This window comes from Aeromonas sp. DNP9 (assembly GCF_001728955.1).
In the GTDB taxonomy this organism is placed as follows: Bacteria; Pseudomonadota; Gammaproteobacteria; order Enterobacterales; family Aeromonadaceae; genus Aeromonas; species Aeromonas veronii.
This window is the reverse complement of the sequence record NZ_LYSQ01000016.1, coordinates 1-15,255: the sequence shown is the minus strand read 5'-3', so window position 1 is coordinate 15,255 and position 15,255 is coordinate 1. Positions and strand designations below refer to the sequence as shown.

14 protein-coding genes and 2 pseudogenes are annotated in these 15,255 nt (G+C 53.4%); 14 read left to right on the top strand and 2 right to left on the bottom strand.

Annotated features, from left to right (window positions below):
• Window positions 1-6: 6 nt before the first annotated feature.
• Window positions 7-1,263, bottom strand: a complete 1,257-nt coding sequence (gene pseG / locus A9G06_RS12245; RefSeq protein ID WP_069555424.1) for a UDP-2,4-diacetamido-2,4,6-trideoxy-beta-L-altropyranose hydrolase — start codon at window positions 1,261-1,263, stop codon at window positions 7-9.
• Entirely contained in the window at window positions 1,253-1,948 is a 696-nt protein-coding gene (pseF, locus tag A9G06_RS12240) for a pseudaminic acid cytidylyltransferase (protein ID WP_069555423.1), read from the bottom strand. Before pseF ends, pseG begins: the two co-directional genes overlap by 11 nt.
• Window positions 1,949-2,112: 164 nt before the next feature.
• On the opposite strand from pseF, the gene A9G06_RS12235 reads away from it, so the two are divergent.
• From A9G06_RS12235 to A9G06_RS21955, 14 genes and pseudogenes are all read left to right on the top strand, one after another.
• Window positions 2,113-2,649 (top strand): GNAT family N-acetyltransferase, encoded by a 537-nt coding sequence (locus A9G06_RS12235; RefSeq protein WP_069555422.1) that lies wholly within the window; start codon window positions 2,113-2,115, stop codon window positions 2,647-2,649.
• Window positions 2,646-2,879, top strand: a complete 234-nt coding sequence (locus tag A9G06_RS12230; protein WP_042012685.1) for an acyl carrier protein — start codon at window positions 2,646-2,648, stop codon at window positions 2,877-2,879. Before A9G06_RS12235 ends, A9G06_RS12230 begins: the two co-directional genes overlap by 4 nt.
• Window positions 2,879-3,628, top strand: coding sequence for an SDR family NAD(P)-dependent oxidoreductase (locus A9G06_RS12225; RefSeq protein ID WP_069555421.1), 750 nt, complete (start codon window positions 2,879-2,881; stop codon window positions 3,626-3,628). The genes A9G06_RS12230 and A9G06_RS12225 overlap by 1 nt, the downstream gene beginning before the upstream one ends.
• Window positions 3,625-4,983 carry an AMP-binding protein gene (locus A9G06_RS12220; RefSeq protein ID WP_083243786.1) on the top strand — a complete coding sequence of 453 codons (1,359 nt, stop codon included), beginning with the start codon at window positions 3,625-3,627 and terminating at the stop codon, window positions 4,981-4,983. Before A9G06_RS12225 ends, A9G06_RS12220 begins: the two co-directional genes overlap by 4 nt.
• Window positions 4,980-6,035, top strand: coding sequence for an acyl-protein synthetase (locus tag A9G06_RS12215; RefSeq protein ID WP_069555420.1), 1,056 nt, complete (start codon window positions 4,980-4,982; stop codon window positions 6,033-6,035). The genes A9G06_RS12220 and A9G06_RS12215 overlap by 4 nt, the downstream gene beginning before the upstream one ends.
• Window positions 6,014-7,219, top strand: a complete 1,206-nt coding sequence (locus A9G06_RS12210; protein WP_069555419.1) for an acyl-CoA reductase — start codon at window positions 6,014-6,016, stop codon at window positions 7,217-7,219. The genes A9G06_RS12215 and A9G06_RS12210 overlap by 22 nt, the downstream gene beginning before the upstream one ends.
• 168 nt (window positions 7,220-7,387) lie before the next feature.
• Window positions 7,388-8,359 carry a glycosyltransferase gene (locus A9G06_RS12205; protein ID WP_069555418.1) on the top strand — a complete coding sequence of 324 codons (972 nt, stop codon included), beginning with the start codon at window positions 7,388-7,390 and terminating at the stop codon, window positions 8,357-8,359.
• A pseudogene (gene glf, locus A9G06_RS22555) lies at window positions 8,356-9,483 on the top strand (UDP-galactopyranose mutase); the annotation flags it as partial. The gene A9G06_RS12205 and the pseudogene glf, both read left to right, overlap by 4 nt.
• The gene (locus A9G06_RS22550) at window positions 9,457-10,476 is read left to right on the top strand and encodes a glycosyltransferase family 2 protein (protein WP_367141887.1); all 1,020 of its coding nucleotides are present in this window, start codon (window positions 9,457-9,459) and stop codon (window positions 10,474-10,476) included. The pseudogene glf and the gene A9G06_RS22550, both read left to right, overlap by 27 nt.
• A 71-nt stretch (window positions 10,477-10,547) precedes the next feature.
• Complete coding sequence (locus A9G06_RS12195) at window positions 10,548-11,771, top strand: hypothetical protein (protein ID WP_069555417.1); 1,224 nt, start codon at window positions 10,548-10,550, stop codon at window positions 11,769-11,771.
• Between the two features lie 40 nt (window positions 11,772-11,811).
• A complete protein-coding gene (locus A9G06_RS12190) occupies window positions 11,812-12,927 on the top strand; it encodes a bifunctional 2-polyprenyl-6-hydroxyphenol methylase/3-demethylubiquinol 3-O-methyltransferase UbiG (RefSeq protein WP_171903396.1) in 1,116 nt (371 codons plus the stop codon).
• A 7-nt stretch (window positions 12,928-12,934) separates the two neighbouring features.
• Window positions 12,935-14,122, top strand: coding sequence for a glycosyltransferase family 2 protein (locus A9G06_RS12185; RefSeq protein WP_069555416.1), 1,188 nt, complete (start codon window positions 12,935-12,937; stop codon window positions 14,120-14,122).
• A gap of 139 nt (window positions 14,123-14,261) precedes the next feature.
• Window positions 14,262-14,897 carry a class I SAM-dependent methyltransferase gene (locus tag A9G06_RS21530; protein WP_083243783.1) on the top strand — a complete coding sequence of 212 codons (636 nt, stop codon included), beginning with the start codon at window positions 14,262-14,264 and terminating at the stop codon, window positions 14,895-14,897.
• A gap of 264 nt (window positions 14,898-15,161) precedes the next feature.
• Window positions 15,162-15,255: pseudogene (locus tag A9G06_RS21955) on the top strand (IS5/IS1182 family transposase); the annotation flags it as partial.

The window sequence follows — 15,255 nt, the reverse complement described above, 5'->3', positions numbered from 1 at the left end:
CTGTGTTCAGATTCCTATGCCAAGTTGCCAGCCTTGCGGCGCCGGCTGCCAGGGGGCAGGGGGCGCTATCTGCGGTGGCTCGGCAAGATAGAGGGGAAATTGGGAGAAAATTGTTTGCAAGCGATGTGCCAGCTCTTGCCACTCAGTTGGTTGAAGTGGCCGGGCGGCCTGCCATGTCAGATGTTGACCGTCCAGAATCAGGGTGAGCAGCAGTTGGCCATCATGGCGTAGTTGCCACTGTTGACCATCAGGTAACAGCTGATAATCGGGTTGTGGTAGCAGCCAGGCGGTGAGGCGATCCAGCCCCAGCCCATCCACCTGCTGCTGGCCGCGGCGGCGGTAATCGTCTGACTGTTGCTCAAGCCGGTGCAGGGCTGGCAGCAGCCGCTCAGGCTCGGCCAGCTCGCTCAGGGTCAGCCGCTCGGCCAACTGGAAGCTGGCGATCACTTCGTCGTTGAACTGCTGATTGTCGACGATGGGGACCGCCAGGGTCGGCAGGCCGAGACAGGCCCGCTCCCAGGTCATGCCCCCCGCAGCGCCGATGGCGAAGTCGTGTTGGCTCATCAGGTCGGCCATCTGGTCGCTCTGGCGCAGCAGCACCAAATCAAGGTCGGCCAGTTCAGCCACTCTCTGTTCCAGTTCGGGCCAGAAGGGATTGGCGCCGCCCGCCACCAGGGTCCACTGGATGGTGCGGGCCCAAGGCAGTCGAACCAGGCTGTTGAGGGTCGTGAGACAGGCTCCGGCCGGATCGGCACCGCCAAAGCAGATGAGGCCACGTTGCCACCGGCTGACCTTTTGGCGTGCAAGCTGGCGATAGGCAGGGCGCAACAGAGCATAGTCGGTGCCCAGCAGCAGCCGACAGTCGGCAGGAGCGAGTGACTGGTAATCGGCGGCGCTGCGTAGTGGCCCCTGATCCAGCAGTAACTGACCATGATGAGGGCGATCGGCCAGATCGTCGATCACCAGCAACTGACCACAGTGGATTGCCAGTGTCTGTTCGATCTGCCGATCAATCTGGTAGTGATCACACACCAGCCACGCTGGGCGCAAGGTGGGCAAGGGGCCTGCATCGTCCAGAGCGCAAAGGGGGTGATGCTGGTGGGATTGCAGCAGTGGCAACAGGTGCATAGGTAGCTGATGGCAGAGGAAGTGGCACTCGGCGCCAGCCGTTTTCAGCCGATCGGCGATGGCCAGACAGCGCATCAGATGACCCAGCCCAATCTCGGCGCCGGCGTCGAGCCGGAAGGCAACCTTAAACGCCATCTTGGGCCAGCACTTGATAGAGCAGTTCGGCCAGATGCCAATCTTCCGGCGTATCGATATCGACCACTCTGTGTCTTGGCAGAATATGGCCGATCCCCTCTCCACCGATGGGGCTGATCCCGCCCAACCAGGCAGCCCGCGTCCCCCAATAGAACTGACCTGCATCCTGATAGGCCGGCTCGAGATCCTGGGAGCGTTTCGCCATCTGCTCCGGCCAGAAGGGGGTGACCCGGTCCTGCTCATCCATGCGCACGGCGCGCTGGATAGGGAAGCCGAATTCAGCCACCGTGTAGACGAAGGGGGCCTTGCTGGCGAGCAGGCGATCGTGGGCGGCGCGCAGGTCGGCCGCCTGGATCAGCGGCACCGTGGCATAGATACAGCAGTAGTGCTCTGCCTGGATGCCGAGCTGGTCGAGTCGCTGGATGGTGTCGATCACCACAGGGGTGGTACCTGTGTGATCATCGGCGAGGTTGGCTGGCCGCAGAAATGGCACATCCGCGCCCAGTTGACGAGCGACCTTGGCAATCTCCTCATCATCGGTGGAGACCACCACCTTGCTGAAACAGCCAGATTGTTGCGCCGCCTGGATGGCATAGGCGAGCATGGGCTGGCCACAGAAGGGGCGGATATTCTTGCGTGGAATGCGTTTGCTGCCACCCCGGGCCGGGATAATGGCGATGGCCATGATGGGCTCTCTCTGCTGGATTAATGACTTGCCAACGCCAGGATAATCGATGACAACTCTTTGATTATTTTTGATATTATACTGGTTTTTCTGCTTGTATTATCGATTTTTGCTACGGAATGGCAGCTGTGTGGTCGATAAGAGAGACAGGTCATGGAAACGGGATGGCGTTGAAGATGAGCTATGGCGTTGAGTTACGCCCGATAGAGCCGTGGGATCTTCCTGCCTTGCGACGTTGGCGCAATCAGGATGAGGTGCGAATGCAGATGGTATCTCAGACGCGTATTTCGCCGCAGCAACAGCGCCAATGGTTCACCGCTACCCGTGAGCGGCGGGATCAGCAGCACTGGGTGCTCTGGTGCAAGGGCGTGCGAGCGGGTTACGTCAATCTGAAAGGTGAGTGCCAGGGCAAGCTGCAGGGGCAGGCGATTGCCGATGCGGGGCTCTATCTGGGTAAGTCAACCGTGCGGCATCCCATGTTGGCGATTGCTGCTGCCTTATCCCAGCTTGATCAGGGGTTTGATGAGTTGCATATCGGTTGTATCCGCACCCTGGTTCGGGAGAACAATCGCTCGGCCCTGCGCTTGAATGAACAACTGGGTTACCGCCAGATAGGACAAGATAACGGATTTTTTGCATTGGAACTGCTGCCGGCGAATTACTATGCCGCCCGTGAGCGGCTACGGAGATTTTTCAGATGACAATCGCATTGGAACAGGTTTTTGCCGAGGCTTTGGGTATTGATATCGGCAGCGTCAGCGATGGGCTGGCCTACAACAGCATCCCGCAGTGGGATTCCGTCGCCCACATGGGGCTGATTGCCCAGTTGGAGGATAACTACGGCGTGCTGCTCGATACCGATGACATTATCGACATGAGTTCGGTCGGCAAGGCGCGGGAGATCCTGGCCAAATACGGGGTCGCTTTCTGATGCAGGGACTGTTGCAGGGCAAGCGGGTGTTGATCACCGGTGCCGGGCGTGGCATCGGGCTTGCCATCGCCCGCCTGTTTGCCTCTCAGGGGGCTGAACTGTGGCTGGGAGGCCGTGATGAGGTGGCAATGAGCCAACTGGCGACCGAGCTTGGTTCAGAGTTTGTCGTGCCCTGCCAGCCCCTCTGTTTTGATGTGGCTGATCCGTTGGCGGTCAAGCAGGCCTTTCAGCAGTTGTTTGCTCAGACTCGCCAGCTGGACGTGCTGATCAACAATGCTGGCATGCTGGAAGAGGCGTTATTGGGGATGGCGAACCAGACCCATCTGCAAAAGACATTCAGCAACAATACCTTTAGCGTAATCTACTGCAGCCAGTATGCCGCCCGCCTGATGCAGCGCTGCGGTGGCGGCAGCATCATCAATCTCGCCTCCCTGATGGGGCAAGTGGGAGCTGCGGGGCTCAGCTGCTATGCCGGCAGCAAGGCGGCGGTGATCGGTTTTACCCAGTCACTGGCCAAGGAGCTGGCCGCCAGCCAGATCCGGGTCAATGCGATTGCCCCCGGTTTTATCAATACCGATATGGCCCATGCCATCCCGCAAGATAAGTTTGCCGAGCGGGTGGCCAGCATCGCAATGGGGCGGATTGGTACGCCAGATGAAGTGGCCAAGGTGGCCCTGTTTCTTGCATCCGACTTGTCGAGCTATGTGACCGGGCAGGTGATTGGGGTCGATGGAGGGATGGTGATTTGAGCCAGCCTGATTTGTTGACACATCTGGTTGAAAGCAATGACGAGCCCGCCTGGCGAGACCCGCAAGAAGGGTGGCTCAGTTATGGTGAGCTGGCTCGGCGTGTGGCGCAGTTGGCCACCACCTATCCTGTCGGTCGTCATTTGGTCTACCTGCCATTTGTTACGTCCACCCTGCATCTGCTGCACTACTTGCTGGCCCTGCGTGATGGCCACGCCATTATGCTGGCCGATCCTGCACAGGATGCCCAGTTGCACCATGAGCAGTGCCAGCGCTTTAGTGTCAGTCTGCGGGTACTGGAGGATGGGGCAGTTGCGCATCTTGGCGATGCGCCTTCAATTCACCCTGAGCTGGCCATGCTGCTGCCGACATCGGGCAGTACCGGCTCCTGTAAATGGGTGCGATTGTCGCGAACCAATCTGGATGCCAATGCCGCGGCCATCGCTGAATATCTGGTGCTGAACGGGGGTGAGCGAGCCATCACCTCGTTGCCACTTTTTTACTCCTTCGGTATGTCGGTGCTCAACAGCCATCTTTTGGCTGGCGCCTCTCTGGTTTCATGCACTGCCAGCCCCCTTGAGCGCCAATTCTGGGATGAGGTCAATCGCTATCAGGTCACCAGCGTGGCGGGGGTCCCGTTTACCTTTCAGATGCTAAACCGCTTGCGTTTTGACTGGGCCAGCTATCCCAGCCTGATGACACTGACCCAGGCTGGAGGACGGCTTGAGCCGACACTGGCAAAACGGTTTGCCGAGCAGGCCTCCACGTTGGGACGCCGTTTTTTCGTGATGTATGGTCAGACCGAAGCGGCGCCGCGCATCGCCTGGTTGGCGCACGATGAAGTGATGATTGCCCCGGATGCCATCGGCCGCGCCGTACCGGGTGGTCGTCTCTCTCTGCGTCATGAGCCCGGATTTCCCGATGGGGAAGGGGAATTGGTCTACGAAGGGCCCAATGTGATGTTTGGTTATGCCGAGCAGACTGAAGATTTGGTTCGGGGGCGTGATATGGATGCGCTGTTTACCGGTGATCTGGCTCGTTGTGATGAGGCGGGCCGCTTCTATCTGACCGGGCGGCTCAGCCGTTTCCTTAAGTTGTTTGGCAAACGGGTGAGCTTGGCGGAAGTGGAGGCCTGGTTACAGGGGAGGGGCTATTCCTGCGCCGCGACCGGCCGCGATGATCGCCTGCTGGTAGCCATCGAGGCAGATGCGTGTCCCAGTGATGCACTACAGCTGGAGCTGGCCCGCTGGCTGATGGTGCCACCATCAAGCGTTCGTATTTACCAACATCATTTGCCACGACGCAGCAATATGAAGATTGATTATCCGGCCCTGTTAACAGAGCTGGAGCAGCTATGAACAGGCTGTTTGATGCGTCGGTTTTCGGGCTGCTCCAACAGGAAAAAAGTGGGCTGCTCCTTGCTCGCCTGAATGAATTGACGCAGCGCCATGCGCAGGGATGCCCAGCTTTTGCCAATATTCTGTCGGCATTTGGTTGGGGGCAGGCTTCGACTTATCAAGAGCTTCCCTATCTGGCCGCCCGCTTGTTCAAATTGGACCAATGGCAGAGTGTGCCGCAAGAAGAAGTGTTCAAGGTGCTCACCTCCTCTGGCACTACCGGAACGCCGTCACGCATTGTGCTGGATCGGGATACAGCCGCGTTGCAGAGCAAGGTGCTGGTGAAGATCCTGCAAGAGTTTGTCGGCAAGCAACGGCTGCCCATGCTGCTGGTGGAGCAACCCGCCCTGATTCAAAACCGCAGCGGCTTTTCTGCTCGGGGAGCCGGTGCGCTGGGCCTCTCCTTCCTTGGCCGTGACCATACCTATGCTCTCGATGAGCAGATGCGGCCCAACTGGCCGGTCATCGAGGCGTTTTGTGACAAATATGCGGGCCAGCCGGTCCTGTTGTTCGGCTTTACCTTCATGGTGTGGCAATGTTTGCTGGAACCGCTGCGTGAGCGCGGTCTGCAATTGCAACTGACGCAGGGCACGCTTTTTCACAGCGGTGGCTGGAAGAAGCTGCAGCACCTCGCGGTGGATAATCCTGCCTTCAAGCAGCGCTGCCATGAACAGCTGGGGCTGAGTCGGGTCCACAACTTCTATGGCATGGTGGAGCAGGTGGGGTCGGTGTTTGTCGAGTGCGAACAGGGCCATCTTCATGCGCCTCTCTTTGCCGATCTGCTGGTGCGCGATCCGCTGACCCATCAGCCGCTTGGTATCGGTCAGCCCGGTCTGTTGCAGGTGATCTCGGCCATTCCTCAAAGTTATCCCGGCCACAGCTTACTCAGCGAAGATCTCGGTGTGCTGCTGGGGGAGGATGATTGCCCCTGCGGCCGTCGTGGCCGTTATTTTCATGTATCAGGGCGTCAGCAAGGCGCCGAGGTGAGGGGATGCAGCGACACTTTCCAGTGATCCGGTCAGATGCAGAAGATGCCATGTGGCAAGCGGGGCCCGAGGTCGCTTTCGTCGCTCCCGTCAGCGGCTGGCAAGGTTTTGTCACTCGCTTGCTGCCAAGCTTTGCACCCGTCATTTGTGACTTTGTGGCTGCGCTCTCTGCTCGTTTGCAGCAGGAGGGGCGAGAGAACCCGGATCTGGCTGCATTTGGTTTTTGGTTGCGCCCACGTCAGCTTGAGCAGCAGAAAATTCGTATGGCAGGGCGTGCACCTCTGGGCATGGTTTTTCATCTGGTACCCTCCAACGTGCCGACCGTTGCCTTCTACTCCTGGATCATGGCGCTGCTGATGGGCAATCCATCGGTAGTAAGGCTGTCATCGCGCATCGACCCGGTGCAAGAGGCCATGCTGGCCATCCTCAACGACCTCTTCTCTCTGCCTGAGTGGCAAGAGATCGCCTCGCGTACCCGCTTCATCCGCTATGACCATGACGAGCACGTTACCGCCTGGTTGTCTGCCCGGTGCCGCCTTCGCATTATCTGGGGGGGGGATGAAACCATCGGTCGGGTACGGGCTATTCCACTTTCTCCTCATGCCCAGGAGTTGGTGTTTCCGGATCGCCGCTCCATGGCTGTATTTGACAGCCAATGGTTGGCTAGCCTGGATGCTGCCAAGTGGCTACAAACTGTCGCTGCTTTGCAGCAGGACTTTACTCGCTTTAATCAGCAAGCTTGCGCCTCGCCTACCACCATCTGTTGGCTGGGGACGCCCGATGCAGCGGTACGGCGCAGTTTGCTCGAAGCTATCTTCACTCCCTTCGCCCAAGATCCTGCGCTGATGATGGAGCGATTTATCAATAGTCAACAAAATGCCGCTAATGATGACGGAATCCAGTTGGATAGCTTTACTGGCGTCGCTTTATTGACTCCTACCACCTCTCTGCGACTTGCACACATCGGAGGAGGTACAGTCGCCGAGTTTATTGCCGATAACCTTGATGAGTTGCTGTTACAGCCTTGGGATATGCAGACCTGTGTCTGGGTTGGGCCAGATAAAATGCGGCTTGAGTGTGCTTTACAGCTGTCGCCTTGCTGCCGTATCGATAGGGTGGCAAGTCCGGGACAAGCGCTGGCATTCGAATGGCTCTGGGACGGTATCGACATGCTGGTGGCCTGCAGCCGTCAGCTCGCTCGCATTGAATAGTGGATGCCAAGTCACATAAATCAAGTTATATCAATGAATTAGCTTGGTCTGGCACGGCTCTTGCAGTAAAGATTGCCATGAAGGGCAGGAAGGGTTGACAGAGACCGTGCGGTAGCCTTGTCCATTTTCTCCAATTCGCTTCTTTTTTACTCTAATTCTGGATTCTCTATGAAAGTCAGCGTACTGGTGCCGGTGTATAACCTCGGGCGCTTTATCGAGCCCTGTCTGCTAAGTCTGCTGGAACAGCAAACCAATCTCGATTTTGAGGTGATCGCCATTGATGACGGCTCGAGCGATGACTCCTGGGCCATTATGCAGCGGCTGGCGCAGCAGTGGCCTCAACTCAAGGCACTACAGAATTCGCAAAATATGGGGTTGGCCAAGACCCAGAAACGCTTGCTGAAAGAGGCTAGCGGTGAATACATCGCTTATGTCGACGGGGATGATCTTGCTCTGCCGGGCAAGCTGCAGAGCCAGGCCGATTATCTTGATTCGCACACTGACTGCACGCTTTGCTACCACGAGGCGGAGATGTTTGATGATGAAACTGGCGCACGGATCAAGCTATTTACCCGCGATTATTACAATGCTCGCTATCTCGAACCTGTGATGACACGGGAGGCATTGATCCGCTTCGGGGTGTTCGTCAATGCCAGTTCCATAATGTTTCGCCGTTATGAAGTGATGGAAAATGCCATCGATGAGGGGTGCAAGATCATCCTCGATTATCCCTGGCACATCTTGAACCTCTCCCAGAATCCGGGGACGCTGGACTTTATCCCCGAATTATTGGGCCGCTATCGCTTCCATACCCAGAGTTTTGGCGGGCAAACCCGCAAGTCGGCTGAGCGTCGTGAACAGTCGCTGCGCGATTTGCTGCGTGCCTGTGACAATGCGGCGGCATTCGGTGCTGATCCCGTGACCATTGCTCAGGGGCGTGCCCATCACTATTACTCTGCCGCACTCTACTTTCTGCGGCAGGATGACGTAGCCCGCTTCACGCAGCTTATCGAACAGTCAGTTACTGAGGTAGCGAAGCTGGCGCCAGGCTGGTTCTTCGATGAGCGACATCAACTGGCTTGGATGCAGCGGGCCCATCCAGCACGGGTTATGCAACAATTGTTTGGAGAGGCGGCATGAGTTATCAGGCGATCGTTATTGGCGCCGGGCTTTCCGGTGCCGTCATGGCTGAGCGAATGGCCAGCCAGCTCGGTTGGAAGGTACTTGTGTTGGAGCTGCGCGATCATATCGGTGGCAACTGCTTTGACGAGTATGATGAGCATGGGGTGTTGATCCATCGCTATGGACCGCACCTCTTCCATACCGATAACAAGGAGGTCTGGGATTACTTGTCGCAGTTTACCGAGTGGCTGCCTTATGAGCATCGTGTGTTGTCACGCATCGACGGGCAGTTGGTGCCGATCCCGTTCAACCTGACCAGCATCGAACGTTGCTTCCAGGCCGACAAAGCCGCCGCCATGATTGAGGCCCTGCGCACCCGGTTTGGTGATGGAGCCAGAGTCCCGATCCTAGAGCTACGCAAAGAGGCGAATCCCCTGCTGGGTGAATTGGCTGACTTCATCTATCAGAAAGTCTTTGTCAACTACACCAGCAAACAGTGGGGGGTTGCGCCAGACCAGATCTCCCCCGAGGTGACGGCGCGAGTGCCCGTGGTGGTGAGTCGGGATGATCGCTACTTCACCGATCCCTGGCAGGCGGTGCCGACTGAAGGTTATACCGCCATGTTTGAGCGCATGCTCGCACACCCGCTGATTGACGTGCGGCTGTCTACACCCATGGTGCAGCGTGTCAGATTGGATTGGCAGCAGAAGCTGGTGATGTTGGATTATGTGCCTTTCGACGGTCCACTGATCTATACCGGTATGCTGGATCAGTTGATGCTGGCAGAAAGGAATTGCCTGCCATACCGCTCGCTGCGTTTTGAACATCGCCATCTGGCGCAAGAGCAATTTCAACCTGTCACCACCGTCAATTATCCGAATGAAGAAACCTTCACTCGGATAACCGAATTCAAGCATTTCAGCGGGCAACAGCATCCCGGCACCAGTATCGTGTACGAATATCCTTGTGACTATAAGCCTGAGCAGGGGTTAGAGCCTTACTACCCGTTGTTTACCGATGAGGCCAAACAGAACTATCAGGCTTGCCGCGATGAATTGGCCCAGTTCCCGCAACTGATTGCTTTGGGCCGCCTTGCCGAATACCGCTATTTCGATATGGATGATGCAGTGAATAATGCATTAAATATTTTTGGCACAAGTTTTGAAAAAAAAACCAGTAAACCCTTGGTTTCGGTCATTATGTCTGTTCATAACTGTGCTAATTATATCGAAGATGCGCTGGATAGCATATTGAAGCAGACCTATAAGAATCTGGAGATAATAATAATTGATGACGGCTCAACTGATGAAACTGGATCTGTAATTGGCTGGATGGCAGCAAAGGACAGTCGAATCATTCATTATCATCGGCGGCAGCAGGGAATAGCCAATTGTCTGAACGAAGCGCTATTGCTAGCTCGGGGCGAATTTATAGCCAGGATGGATGGGGACGATATCTCGTTACCAGAGCGGATAGAGAAACAGATGGCGTTTTTACACGAAAACCCGCATATAGATCTAGTGGGGTGTTGGCTGAAACTGTTCGGTGCCCGTGATGAGGTATGGCATTACCGGACTTATGATAACTTTATCAAAAATGCGATTCTGCTATTTAGTAATGGAGTTGGACACAACGCGATTCTGGTGCGTGCTGATGTTTACAAGCGTTTTCGATATGACCCAGAATATACGGATGTTGAAGATACCGAGTTGTGGACCAGAATGGCTATCAGCAAGCCCGAAGTTCGTTTCGCCAACTTGCGTGAGGTGTTGGTGCTGTATCGTATTCATGGCGCCCAATCGTCCATATTGCGCAAAGTCAGACAACGAGAGCTTTACCGGCGTATTGTCAGCAAGTATCTGGATTCGCTAGGTGTTTCAGCAACTGAGCAAGATATGGAGGCTCATGAATGGCTGGTGGATCAACCGACTAACTTGTCGGATTCGCAGCTCTATCGCTTGGCCAATTGGCTGAACCATATCACGGTACTCAAGCATAGTGCACTGCCAGATGAGTATGGTGTGTTGGCCGAGCGCTGGCATCACCTGTGTCAAAAGAACCGAGCCCGCCTAGATATTTATCAGCGCTATCACGCAGAGTTCGATATTTGCTGGCTTCCACCGATGTCTGCGTAATGAAGGGAAGATGGACATGGTCGTTAAAAACATCCCCCTAGGATCAGAGATAGCTATGGTTGGGGGTTGCCATGAGATTTGAGATCGTCGGTCGGCAAGGGGTCTGCTCATTATCTATTGCTGAGCTGCCTTCATCAGGGTACCTGTTGGCTGGTATGGGAAATTACAGTCAACTGATCCTGCAACGGTTACAAGAGATGCAGCGCCCACTGCCTGTAGCTCTGATCGATACAATGACGAGCGATTGTTCGGAAAAGTTCGGGCTCCCGGTGATCGATATGACGCAGGCGAGCCAGCATGATCTGAGCATCATCATTGGTTCTTCTCCCTATGACTATGAGCAGGAGGTGATGGCCAAATTGCGGCAACATGGCTGCCATCGGCTGGTGGCTCTTGAGCCAGAAGAGATCCTGCCCCCCTTGCTCGATCCTTTGGCCGATTTGTTGGCCGATACAGAGACTTGGCCGGTGCTGTTACTTGTCTGTATGCTGGATCACCATGTTCAGCAGTTGGCTAGTCTTATGACTTGGCTACATCAGCGGCAGATTCTGTGCAGAGTTGTCCGCTCTTATGATACTCATGCGATTATGGCTATTCCCCCTTCACGCCTACTTGGCGCCATTATCTGGAATGGTACACCGGCCTACTATGACAGCGTAAAACAGTATCTTCAGGATATGGGGAAGCGATATCTCTATGCCGAACTGGGTTTTTTCCCGCAAAGGGAGCATGTTTATCTAGATAGGCAAGGCGTCAACCTGGGGCGATGCATGGGGCTAATGCCATGTCAGAAAGATGACGCTGAGCAGGAGTTGGTGAGAGTGAGGGAACGGCTTCTGGGCGGACGTCTATGGGTTCCTGGTGATGCCATTCTTGTGCCTTTACAGATTGCTACCGACACCAACGTGCGTCTCTATTCCAACTATGGAGGCAAGATGCAGCAGTTTATTGACGATGTGATCCGCGATTACGGAAACGAACGACTGCTCTTTAAGCCCCACCCGCTGGATCCTCTGGGAGACACATATGATTTTCATGGCCGTGAAATTGTTAGTGGTGATTTCATGACGCTGGCGCTATCGAGCAAGTTTATTTGCGGTATCAACTCCAGCACTCTGTTTGAGGCTCGTCTGGTTGGAATTCCTGTGCACTTTTACGGTCGTTCATTGTTAAGCGAGTGCCCCGATGAGCAAGAGGTGATGTTGCAAATGGTTCAAAACCAGTTCCGGGTTGATGGGAGCGATTTAGTACGAAAAATCGGGCCTTACATGCAGCAGTTTGGAATTGAAATATAACGATGTTTATTCAATATCGGACAGTTAAAGGATGTATAAAATGAGAACGCTGGTGGTAACCCGTGCAACCTGTGGGCAGGTCACTCTGCGGGTCGAGGGACAGTCCGAGGTGAGTTGTCCGATCCCTGAAATTGCACATCAGTTGGATAGCGAGTTTGAGTTGATCCAAGTACTGGATTTGCAATTCTTGACCAGTATGGAAGCAGATACACTGTTAACACGTCTAGTCGATAAACTTGTAGTTAATGGTCACTTACAGGTTACGGTCCCCGATCTGGATTACGTCGTGGGCCAATGGCTACAGGCTGAGTGGGATGAAGGGACTTTACGAGATGTGACCTCAGTCGCTCGTCAGAGCTTCGCCGGGCTCTTTGGCCCCCAGCACGATGGTAATCCCATGCTACCGGGCTATTCGACGCATTATTCGGGCTGCAACAAGTCTGGTTATAACAGTAAACGACTGGCTTTTTTGCTCGCCCGCCAGGGGTTGATTGATATCAACATCGTGACTGATGATACCCACTTATTACAGGCTTCGGCTCGGCAGTCGATGGTGCGTGGTGAGCGACAAGTGGCACCGGATTTGCGTAATATCCGCCAGGACCACCTGAATCGTTACCGGTTCGCGGCAGAGTGCCTACGCGCTGTTATGCCGCAACGAGTGCTCGACTTGGCATGCGGGATCGGCTACGGCAGCCAACTGTTGGCTAACCAGCTTAATTGTCAGGTCACCTCCGTCGATATTGAACCCGAAGCGCTGGCTTATGCGCGAAAACACTATAGTTCACCGAAGATTACTCATCTGTGTGCCGATGCTAGAACTCTGAAGCTGGATTCATCTTCCTTTGACGCGGTTGTCTGTTTTGAAACCATTGAGCATGTGACATTTGATGAAGCCCTACTGGGTCAGTTTCATGAATGGCTACGGGCTGGTGGCAAGCTGGTGATGTCGACGCCGAACGAGAGTGTCATGCCTTTTAGTGCCGCACAATTTCCCTATCACGTGAAGCACTATACCTATGCCGAGTTGGAGTCGATGCTGGCACGCTGTGGCTTCCGCCTCCAGCAAGTCAGCAAGCAGCAAAGCCTCCAGAATCCAGAGATTGTTCCTGGCAGCGATGGCTGTTTCATGATCGTTATCGCGGAAAAGGTGTGAGGTCGGGATGAGCGCAGCATTTGTGCGGTTTAGTATTATTATTCCGGTCTATAACCGGGATGAGCCGTTACAGCGGGCGCTGGACTCACTTTCTCGGCAAACATTCGAAAACTTTGAGGTCATCATAATCGATGATGGTTCAACTACCGAGTTTGGTGAGCGAATACAAGCTTTAGTGACCACTTTATCTGATTCTCGCTTTTCGCTGATCTGCTACCAGCCTAACCGAAACGGCGCTTATGCGCGTAATCGTGGCATCGAGGTTGCTCGAGGCGAGTATCTATGTTTTTTGGATTCGGATGATGAGTGGTTACCGGAGAAACTGGAGCGCATCGACCAGATATTAGCGAGTGAGCCACATTGGCAGGTGATTCATCATCCGTATCAGAACGTGAGCCATGGTGAGCGTAGTGCTCCCTTTCCTCGGGAGGCCCGTCGCACCGATGAGAGCGTTGCTGAATACTCGTTCTGTACTAATCGTGTCGGTGGTATTCAATCGAGCTGTCTCATCGTCAAGCGTGAACTCGCGCAGAGGGTACGTTTCAATGACAAGTTGCGAGGGCATCAGGACTGGGATTTTGCATTGCGGCTTGGCGCAGAAACGGATCGCTTCTTGTTTATCGATCAGGTGTTGACGCTGCGTCATGTCGCTGACGCAACGACTGGCATGGTGTCCCGCTCTCTTGATTACGCATACTCGTTGGCCTTTTTACATGAGTATCGTGAGTATTTTTCGCTAGGAGCACAGGCTGGGTATGCCGCTCATATTCTTTTACCCAAAAAACGCAATTCTAGCGAGCAATTTTTGAATCGGTATGAAATACTGGCAATGTTATATTATCCGCGCTTGGTTGTAACGTGGGTCTATCAATTAGGTTTGCTGCATTTTCGCTGTTTCCGTTTACTCATCGGTTGCAAACGCAAAAGTTGGAAACGGATTGGTTTGATTGGATTTAATGATTACACCACTTTTTTTATGGAACACTATGCGAGTTGGATGGAAGATGTTTTATTGATCGACCGAAATAAGAGTGGCATTTCTGCCTATCAACGACAGATTGTCTCCATTGCAAATATCAGTAAAGAAGAATGGGGCAATTTGGATTGTGTTGTCACGATGACAGACCGGCATAGCCATAGTATGGCTGATGAAGTGTTTAACTATAACCAGCAAATTGCAGTTATTAACTTTTAAATGAATCAATTTAACAAAACAGTCGAATATGAATTTTAGATGGTGAACCGAAAATAATATTTTGATTTAATAAAAACTGGAGAAGTCTGTGTCAAATTATTGTTTTATATGCCCATTATGTGGATTCAATGGGAGATTCATGACTGTTAGAGGTCGGCCTCATGCGCAATGTCCACAATGTCTAAGCTTAGAACGTCACAGATTGCAATTTACCATACTAGATAAAGTTTTTGCAGAACGTGATACTAAAAAAATGACTGCATTACATTTTGCTCCAGAAGAATGTCTACGGATTCATATGTCGGTTATGTTTGAAAGCTATCAGACCGCGGATCTTTATAAGAAAAATGTAGATCATCAAGTGGATCTTCAGTGTTTGCCATTTGCCGATGAAACGTATGACTTTGTTTTTGCCTCACATGTATTAGAACACGTTAAGGATGATGTAAAAGCACTCTCTGAAATAAAAAGAATTCTTCGTCCTAATGGAATTGCCGTTCTTCCTGTACCTATTGTTGGAAGCATAACAATTGAATATGCCGAGCCTGACCCAAACCAAGATTATCATGTTCGCGCCCCCGGGATAGATTATTACGACAGATATAAGACTATATTTTCATCCATCGTAATTGCGAGTTCATTTGATGCTGATCCAAGCATTCAACCTTTTATTTACTCTAAGGATGAATATGTAGTGAGCGATGAAGAATGGGTGCACCCATATTGGATAGAAGGGTGTAAATTCATAGATGAAATACCAATTTGCTACCGTTGAACTGAGTGGTGCTAGACGGCTGAACCGAGTAGTTCTATATCTTCGCTGTCTCATAGCCATTCCCAAGTAAAAGAGGCTCTGTAGTCATGAAGTATTTTAATGTAGTGGTCTAATCATCCCGGACACCATTTTAGGTGGTACAGTCGCCACCATGACCTGAGGCGTTCAATGACAAGGGCGTTGTTGCCCAAATCGATGCAGCTTGAATGGAACTAACTGAGGACTTGGTGACCTGATCACCACCATCCTCTGCAAGTCTGCATCATGGGCACGTCGCTTCAACCCATCACTAACTGGCCTACATACAACAAGTCTTTGATTAACCGTGGTTCACTCACCTTCTGGGTTGATGCTGAGG

Bases quoted from the DNA above. Each gene is read 5' to 3' on its own strand.
- A9G06_RS12185 (WP_069555416.1), top strand. From the start codon at position 12,935: ATGAGCGCAGCATTTGTGCGGTTTAGTATTATTATTCCGGTCTATAAC.
- A9G06_RS12225 (WP_069555421.1), top strand. From the start codon at position 2,879: ATGCAGGGACTGTTGCAGGGCAAGCGGGTGTTGATCACCGGTGCCGGG.
- A9G06_RS12235 (WP_069555422.1), top strand. From the start codon at position 2,113: ATGGCGTTGAAGATGAGCTATGGCGTTGAGTTACGCCCGATAGAGCCG.
- A9G06_RS21530 (WP_083243783.1), top strand. From the start codon at position 14,262: ATGACTGTTAGAGGTCGGCCTCATGCGCAATGTCCACAATGTCTAAGC.
- pseG (WP_069555424.1), bottom strand. From the start codon at position 1,263: ATGGCGTTTAAGGTTGCCTTCCGGCTCGACGCCGGCGCCGAGATTGGG.
- A9G06_RS12205 (WP_069555418.1), top strand. From the start codon at position 7,388: ATGAAAGTCAGCGTACTGGTGCCGGTGTATAACCTCGGGCGCTTTATC.
- A9G06_RS12190 (WP_171903396.1), top strand. From the start codon at position 11,812: ATGAGAACGCTGGTGGTAACCCGTGCAACCTGTGGGCAGGTCACTCTG.
- A9G06_RS12210 (WP_069555419.1), top strand. From the start codon at position 6,014: ATGCAGCGACACTTTCCAGTGATCCGGTCAGATGCAGAAGATGCCATG.
- A9G06_RS12230 (WP_042012685.1), top strand. From the start codon at position 2,646: ATGACAATCGCATTGGAACAGGTTTTTGCCGAGGCTTTGGGTATTGAT.
- A9G06_RS12215 (WP_069555420.1), top strand. From the start codon at position 4,980: ATGAACAGGCTGTTTGATGCGTCGGTTTTCGGGCTGCTCCAACAGGAA.
- A9G06_RS12195 (WP_069555417.1), top strand. From the start codon at position 10,548: ATGAGATTTGAGATCGTCGGTCGGCAAGGGGTCTGCTCATTATCTATT.
- pseF (WP_069555423.1), bottom strand. From the start codon at position 1,948: ATGGCCATCGCCATTATCCCGGCCCGGGGTGGCAGCAAACGCATTCCA.
- A9G06_RS22550 (WP_367141887.1), top strand. From the start codon at position 9,457: ATGGATGATGCAGTGAATAATGCATTAAATATTTTTGGCACAAGTTTT.